Raw genomic sequence first — 7,304 nt, forward strand, 5'->3', positions numbered from 1 at the left:
TGGACAAACTCCTTTTTCTCTGGCCCGTCAGGCATCCCGTGCGGCCAGCGGCAGCACGACTGCGGACGGGTGGACTGAATCGTGGAAGATCTCTTGGCGCGCGGCCCGCAACGTGGTCGCGGTCGCGAGCGGCTCAGCGGTGCCGAGGTTGCGGACGAAGCGCGGATGCGCGCCGCCCGAAACCTGGACCCGGATCCGATGGCCGCGGCGGAAGACGTGGCCGACCGGCCACAGCTCAACCTGCGCGACCCGGATGCCGTCGTCGTCCGCCGGCGCGTTCTGGTCGGTCAGGCGAAGGATTCCGTCGGAGACGTTCAGCGATCGCCCACCCGGATGGACGTCGCAGATCCGTACGAAGACGTCGGTGTCGACCAGGCTGGACCGTACGTGGATCGTCGCCGCGACCGGGCCGATCATGGTGTGATCATCGGCGAGTTCGGTGCTGGTGAAGGTGAGCACGTCCGGCCGGGCTTCGATCTTGCGGTTGTCCCGCGCGCCCGCGCCGAGCCCGACCATCGTGCCGCCGACGGTCGGCGTGGGATCCTCCGGGTCGTACCGCAGCAACGAGGCCGGCGATGCCCCGGCTCCTTCCGGCGCGAGCCCGCCGTTGCCCTGCAGATACCAGGTGACCGGTTGGTGCGGCACCGGCCATTGCTCGGCACTGCGCCAGTGCTTGCGTCCGGCGACCTGGAGTCTGACGGCCGGGACCGAGTCGAGCGACCGTGATCCGAAGGCGTGGTCGAGCACGGTGAACACGTCGCGGAGGTACTGCCGGCCGGTCATGTTCCGGCCGTGTTGGGCCGCGCTGACGAACAGCCGGACCGTGCGGCCACTGGCCAGGATCCGGGCATGATCATCAAGCGTGTTGCGGAGGAAGAAGTCGGGCCAGCCGCCGCCGAGGTGCACGACCGGCGGCAGGTTGTCGACGTTGTCCCGGTAGTCCATCCGGGCCCAGAACTCGTCGTAGTGCTCGTGGGCGATCCAGTCCTGGAAGTACGGCACCGTCGACCCGGTGGCGGCCTCGTCGGCCCGCGCGATGGGCAACTCCGCGCAGGCGCGGGCGAGCGTCCGGCCCGCGGTGAGGGCCGACATCGTCGACGGATTGGTCGACGTACCGTCACGCATCAGGCTGTGCACGAGCTGCGTCCAGGCGAGCGCGTTGCCCAGGGCGAACGCGCCGCCGACGTACATGAAGGAGTGGTAGAAATCGCTCGGCGCCACGTCCATGATCGCGACCCGCCACTCCGGGATCGGCGTCGAGGCGAGATCCCACTGGGCGTAGCCGAGGTAGCTGGCGCCAAAGCTCCCGAAGACGCCGGGAAACCACGGCTGCTCCCGCAACCAGGCGATCGTGGCCGGCCCGTCCGCCCGGTTCATGGCGAACCCGTCGAACGTGCCACCGGAGCCGTCGGTGCCGCGGAGCGACTGGATGAGGACCTGGTAGCCGCGCTCGGCGTACAGACGCGAGATCAAGACGTTCGCAGACCCCCGCCCGTACGGCGTCCGGAACAGCAACAGCGGGGCACGGGGGTCGGCGACCGGGTAGTACCGGTCGGCGAGCAGGGTGACGCCGTCGCCGGCGGGGATCTCGAGGCCGCGTTCGACCATGATCTTGGGTGACCGTACGGGCGGGAGGCCGAGCAGCCGACCGCCGATCCTGCCGAGCATGCTCATGGTGTGCGGTCCTTTGCTGGGTCGGGGACGTCGAACTCGTTCGCCGACCAGGCTTCCCGGCACACCGTGGATCACTGTATCGTACGTTCAAATATTTCTGAACACATTAGAATGGTGTCTTGTGAGCACGATCGAACCCGCCGAGCAGCTGGCCCTGGTCCTGTCCACCAACGGCATGCAACGCTCGACCGCACGCGTGCTCGCGGCGTTCCTCTTCACCGACGAGCCCTCGCTGACCCTGGGCGATGTCGTCGAGTTGCTCGGGATCAGTGCCGGCTCGGCGTCGACGGCGATCCGCAGCCTCCGCAACGTCGGCCTGCTGGAGCAGACCCCGGCCCCCGGCAGTCGCCGCGACCACTTCCGGATGCGCGAACGCGCCTGGGAGACCCTCTTCACGACCCAGAACGAGGCGGTACGCGGCATGCGGGAGGCCGCCGAGCTCGGCCTGAAAACGATCAAGCCCGACAGTCCGGCCCGGCAGCGACTCGAGTACATGCGCGGCTTCTACGACTACCTCTTCACCGAAATACCCGGCCTGGTCGACCGCTGGCGCAGCAACCCCTCCGATGATCACTGATTTCGCCATGGCCGAGGATCCCTTCTCTGCAATGTATCTGCGCCGGCTCAGATTCGTCGGACTCGCTGACCGGGTGGGCCTGCCCCCTGGTGATCCTGTCCATCCTCAGAACGGTCAAGCCAAGGCGGTCCGTTTCTCCACCCTGGCAGCGATCTACGCGGTGCTCGAATGTCAGCCCAGCGACCTGCTCAGCTTCGGCCAGCACGATCTTGACTAGTCCTGCCGAGACTCTGCCCCTGAGACCAGGCCCTCCCGCGGATCACCCAGCCGACCGCCCGACTAAAGTCGATGATCATGGCAATGGAGTCAACTGGTGCGGACCCAGGGATGGAGATCATCTCCCGCGATCCCCTGGCCGGCGGCTTCAGCGACGCGGCCAAGTTCCGCCTTCGAGTGGCCATCAACCAATCCGGCCGCCGCGTCGAGCGAACGGTCCTGCTGAAGCACACGTCGCAACTCGAGATCGATGCGATGCAGGCTGCGGCGAAGGCCGCGGATGCCGATGCCGTACCGGAGATCGTCGAGGTCGGGAAGGACGACTCGGGGCCGTATCTGATGTCTGCCTTCTACGAGGCTGCCCCGGCCACGGACGAAACCAGCCTTCCTCCGAATGTGATCGAGACGCTCGCCCGGGTTCACCGCCACTACCTCACCGAACCCCCACCCGAGTCGATCCCCGTGGTCGATGCAGCCTGGTGGCGGTCCAAGTGCGACGTTTCGATGGAACGCCTGGCCAAACTCGATCGTCCGGTACCGAACGACCTCATCCCGCAGGTCGCAGCGCTGCAACAAGATCGCCGCATCACGGATCCTCTCGACCGACTGCCGCGGACCCTGCTGCACGGTGACGTTCATCGAAACAACGTTCTCGATGACGACTGTCGCATCGGCCACCTCATCGACTGGGGCGGCGCCCTCGTAGGCACTCCCGCCCTCGACATCGCCAACCTCGGCGGACCTGACAGCAGCGGGTACAAGACCTACATCGACACCTGGCATCGCCTCACTGGCCAACGCCTCGACCTGGATCGAGACTGGGCCAGCAGCTATCTCCTTGCGACCGTCTGGATCAACATCAAGTACCTCGCCTTCGCTGCCAAGGTGTACGGCGACGCGAAGGCGCAGGAGATGATGCAGTCCGCACTTCAGGCCCTGAACCAGCTCGACTCTGATCACTCGGTGTAGGTCGAGGGTCTCGCATGCGGTGACGACAGGGCCTGGCGATGGATGATCATGGCTCTGTAAGCGGCGCCCGGTCGGGCTCGGCATCGGAGGACTTGCTCATCCACCGTTGGCGCGGGACGGGTGATCACCTGCGCCAACGGTGGGAAGGTCCGCCGGCCGTCAGACAGTGGCCGCGGTATCCGACTCGGCGGGAACCGAGCGTCGGTAGATCAGGTGGGTCACCCGGGTGCCGGGGATGATCTCCGGGTCGCCGAAGTCGATCGGTGCGGTCTCGACGGCACCGAGCATGGGGGTGCCGCCGCCGAGAACGTACGGCACAAGATCAAGTCGGAGTTCGTCGACCAGACCGAGGTCGAGCGCCTGGCCGACGATGCTGCCGGGCCCGATTCCGACATCCTTGCCGCCGGCGGCCTCGGCGGCCTGCCGGATGGCGGACTCGATGCCGTCGGTGACGAAGGTGAACGGGGTGTCCGTATTGACCCAGCCCTCCGGCGGCGCATGGGTGACGACGATGACGGGCAGCTTCCCGGCCGGATGGGAGCCGCCCCAGCCGTTGGTGTCATCGAACTGGCGGCGTCCGACCACGAAGGCTCCGGTCCGATCGACCAGGTCCTGCAGATAGGCGGCTGTCGCTGCGGAGGTCCGGTAGGTGAGCCGGTCCGGCTGTTCCGACGCGGTCTCGACGTCGCCGGCGGTGCACCAGGCGAAGAGACGGTCGAAACCTGAGTTGTCGGGGCCGGCGATGAACCCATCGAGTGAGACGGATGCTTGGGCGATGATCTTGGTCATGCGGGGATAGACCCGGCACAGGGCCGGAACTCATCGGTCCGCCCCGGCCCCTGGGCACACGGCCGTCCAGTGATTGTTTCGTCATGCCCCCTCGAGCAGATCACGCAGCCGGTCAAGGTCGGATTGCACCATTCCGGCGTCGCGATCGAACTCGGTGTCGGACAGCGCCAGTTGGCGAAGAGCGAACAGCACCTCGCTGCCTTCTGGGTGAGGCAGCACCCGGAAGGGATTGAACGTTTGCACACCGTCCGGCGTGGTGACGTCGTGGTCGAGGACGCCCAACTCGTTGGGTGCTGCGAAGCGGATCCTGATCTGGCCGCCGGGAGTGTCTGCGAGGAGGTCGGCGCCGTCGCGTCGGACCTCGGCCTGGACGAGGCCGGCTGCCCACAGTGTCAGGTTGGCAGGTTCGGCCGCGAACGCGTACACCGTGGCCGGAGGACGGCGAATGACTTGACTGAGGTGTCGGCTGCGCATCGGTTGCTGGTCGGTCACACTCACGATGCTAGGGACAGTTCAGCTGCGCATCTTCCAGAAATCGGACTCGACCCGCGGCTGACCGGGTGCCGGCGGGCCTGTAACGGTTTGGTCAATCCCTCTCCACCGCTCTTAGGTGATCGGGCACCGCTCTCGGTTGACTGGTGATCATGTTCGAACCAACGACCAACCACTCTCAACAGTTGAGGTTTGTTCCCGGCATCGTCTACGGCGAGGCAGGCGGAACTCCTTTGCTGCTGGACCTTCTGCTGCCCGCATCGGCAACCGGACCGGCGACGATCTGGCTCCACGGGGGCGGCTGGTCCGGCGGTAGCCGAATCGAAGGACTCAGCTACTGGTGTGCCCACCTTGCAGCACAAGGAATCGCCACCGCAGCGGTCGACTACCGACTCAGCGGTGACGCAGTGTTTCCGGCGCAGATTCACGACGTCAAGGCCGCGATCCGATGGCTACGTGCCCATGCCCCCGACTTCGGGCTGGATCCAGATCGGATTGGCATCTGGGGACACTCCGCCGGCGGTCATCTCGCTGCCCTCGCCGGGCTCACCAGTGATCATCCAGAGCTTGAAGGCGATGGCGGCAACGGCGAGGTGTCCAGCAGAGTCGCCGCTGTCGCGATGGCCAGCGCGCCAAGCGACTTTCTCGCACCCGGGGGCGAGATGATCCATGACCGCCCCAGTCGGGTCACCCAACTGTTCGGCGGAACCGTCACCGAACAAGAAACCGCCATGCGGCAAGCCAGCCCGCTGACCTACGTCCGGCACGACGCACCACCATTCCTGATCGCTCACGGAACCCTCGACGAGACCGTCCCGTACGAACAAGCAACCCGACTACGCGATGCCCTCAAAGCCGTCGACGTGCCGGTCGAGTTCATCACCATCGACGGCTACCACAACTGGAACCCGAAACCTGACTCCACCTGGCCCAACGTGAGGTACCTCGAATTCGCCGACCTCGCCGCGCAATTCTTCCTACGTGTCCTTTGAACGCAACAGACCGAAAGCGCCGACCCTCTATCGATTCGCTGCGTTGGGATGGGTGCGAGTGTTGGGCCTGTGCAGAAGCGGCCGTTGTCGCACGCCGCGTATGGGTCAGGATGGCTTGTTCGGTGGCATCGCGGGCAACGGTAGATCGGGCTGTCGGTCGAGTCTGCTGCGAACGGGCGGGCGGTTCGTGGGCCGAGTGATGATCACGTGCAGCCGTCTCAGGAGACCGCGGATCGTTCTCATGCCGCCCACCGCTGGTGCCTTGCTCAGCTGCACTGTTCTAGCTGCACAGACAGGTCGTCCTTGATCACAGATCAACCCTCATGCCTCGGGTCGCCCGAGAGTCAAGGCGCAGTCAGCGGGGTCGGCCGCGTTCGGTCGGTTGCGTTCCAAGAACCCGTCGGCAGAGATGCGCAGCCAGGTCGGCGAACTCGAGGTACCTCACGTTCGGTCATTCAGCGGCCGGCTTACACACGGACCTGGTACGAGCCGCGTCAACGCCCAGGTCGAACGGTTGATGAGAAGCCGTCGTTTCGGAAGGCGTTCGCGAGCCCGCGCCGTCGCCGTCGGCCCAGGGTCAGCCAGACTCGTCGAGTTCGGCAATGAGCTTCTTCGGCGCGACGATGCGGTAGCTCTCTTCGACCCAGTCGCAGAGCAGGCGGAGGTCGACACCTCGGTCGAGCGGCACGGTCAGCCAGCCCCACTGGCCGAGGCCGCTGTAGGTCATGGGGGTGGCGTCCGCAACGCTCACTGCCTCCTCGTAGGAGGCTCGCAGTTTCACCGAGACTGCTGGCAAGGACGCGTCCGGTTTGCCGAGCCAGAGGAACATAGGCCCGAAGACGAGCCCGCCACCGATCAACTGACCGGGCGGATGATCGATCTTGATCACCGGCGTTTCCCACGGGAAGTCCTCGATCGCTTGTGGCAGGCCGAGGGCGAAGGTACGCACTCGATCCCACACCGCTTCGGTCATGACCCACACCATCGAACGAATCCTGGGCTCCATCGCCGCAGCTCACTGGGACGAGTCACGATCCCACCAGGCTTCGCAGTACTACTGCCGACCACGTCAGATACACACGGCTCCCGTACCTGACGATCCCCCCGTTTTCAAGGCCGAATGTCTAGAAAAACTTCTGGTGAACTGCCCGCCCACCACAGAAACCCGTGTTAGGTTCTGTAACCAACTTACAAAGGCAGGAGAGGGGGTGAAGATCAATGACCATCGAAACTCAGCTCGCGGCAATGTTCGAGCAGTCGGACGCCGGCCTGTTCGGCCGTCCCTTCGATCCCTGTGGGATCACGAGCCACAACAGCAATAGCTGCTAACTGCGGAACTGCGGACATGTAGGTCGGTTCCCCTACCGGACTCTCCACATCGTTGTCGAGGCCGAACATTAAGAACCATCAATCTTTAACCCGCACTCCGCAGACACCCGTGCCAGCTTCTGCTACCACATAAACAACGAGGGGGTGAAGATCAATGACCATCGAAACTCAGCTCGCGGCAATGTTCGAGCAGTCGGACGCCGGCCTGTTCGGCCGTCCCTTCGATCCCTGTGGGATCACGAGCCACAACAGCAATAGCTGCTAAC

Annotated in this window: 8 protein-coding genes; 4 read left to right on the forward strand and 4 right to left on the reverse strand. The window is 65.3% G+C overall.

The window, feature by feature from the left end:
• Positions 1 to 27 precede the first annotated feature (27 nt).
• Entirely contained in the window at positions 28 to 1,674 is a 1,647-nt protein-coding gene (locus ACFQU4_RS33240) for a CocE/NonD family hydrolase (RefSeq protein WP_377500515.1), read from the reverse strand.
• Between the two features lie 121 nt (positions 1,675 to 1,795).
• On the opposite strand from ACFQU4_RS33240, the gene ACFQU4_RS33245 reads away from it, so the two are divergent.
• The 3 genes from ACFQU4_RS33245 (at position 1,796) to ACFQU4_RS33255 (ending at position 3,436) form a co-directional block, all read left to right on the forward strand.
• Entirely contained in the window at positions 1,796 to 2,251 is a 456-nt protein-coding gene (locus tag ACFQU4_RS33245; protein WP_377500517.1) for a GbsR/MarR family transcriptional regulator, read from the forward strand.
• Positions 2,241 to 2,468, forward strand: coding sequence for a helix-turn-helix domain-containing protein (locus tag ACFQU4_RS33250; protein WP_377500519.1), 228 nt, complete (start codon positions 2,241 to 2,243; stop codon positions 2,466 to 2,468). The genes ACFQU4_RS33245 and ACFQU4_RS33250 overlap by 11 nt, the downstream gene beginning before the upstream one ends.
• Before the next feature lie 110 nt (positions 2,469 to 2,578).
• Positions 2,579 to 3,436, forward strand: a complete 858-nt coding sequence (locus ACFQU4_RS33255; protein ID WP_377500521.1) for an aminoglycoside phosphotransferase family protein — start codon at positions 2,579 to 2,581, stop codon at positions 3,434 to 3,436.
• A gap of 159 nt (positions 3,437 to 3,595) precedes the next feature.
• Here ACFQU4_RS33255 and ACFQU4_RS33260 read toward each other — a convergent pair whose 3' ends face one another.
• Both ACFQU4_RS33260 and ACFQU4_RS33265 read right to left on the reverse strand, forming a co-directional pair.
• Entirely contained in the window at positions 3,596 to 4,225 is a 630-nt protein-coding gene (locus ACFQU4_RS33260; protein ID WP_377500523.1) for a dihydrofolate reductase family protein, read from the reverse strand.
• Positions 4,226 to 4,306: 81 nt separating this feature from the next.
• Entirely contained in the window at positions 4,307 to 4,717 is a 411-nt protein-coding gene (locus tag ACFQU4_RS33265) for an SRPBCC family protein (RefSeq protein ID WP_377500525.1), read from the reverse strand.
• A 152-nt stretch (positions 4,718 to 4,869) separates the two neighbouring features.
• Here ACFQU4_RS33265 and ACFQU4_RS33270 point away from each other — a divergent pair, with 152 nt between their 5' ends.
• On the forward strand, positions 4,870 to 5,709 hold the full coding sequence (locus ACFQU4_RS33270) for an alpha/beta hydrolase fold domain-containing protein (protein ID WP_377500666.1): 840 nt from the start codon (positions 4,870 to 4,872) through the stop codon (positions 5,707 to 5,709).
• Between the two features lie 577 nt (positions 5,710 to 6,286).
• Here the strand turns inward: ACFQU4_RS33270 and ACFQU4_RS33275 are convergent.
• Entirely contained in the window at positions 6,287 to 6,682 is a 396-nt protein-coding gene (locus tag ACFQU4_RS33275; protein WP_377500528.1) for an MmcQ/YjbR family DNA-binding protein, read from the reverse strand.
• Positions 6,683 to 7,304: the final 622 nt, after the last annotated feature.

Source organism: Microlunatus sp. GCM10028923 (genome assembly GCF_042666975.1).
GTDB lineage: Bacteria > Actinomycetota > Actinomycetes > Propionibacteriales > Propionibacteriaceae > Microlunatus.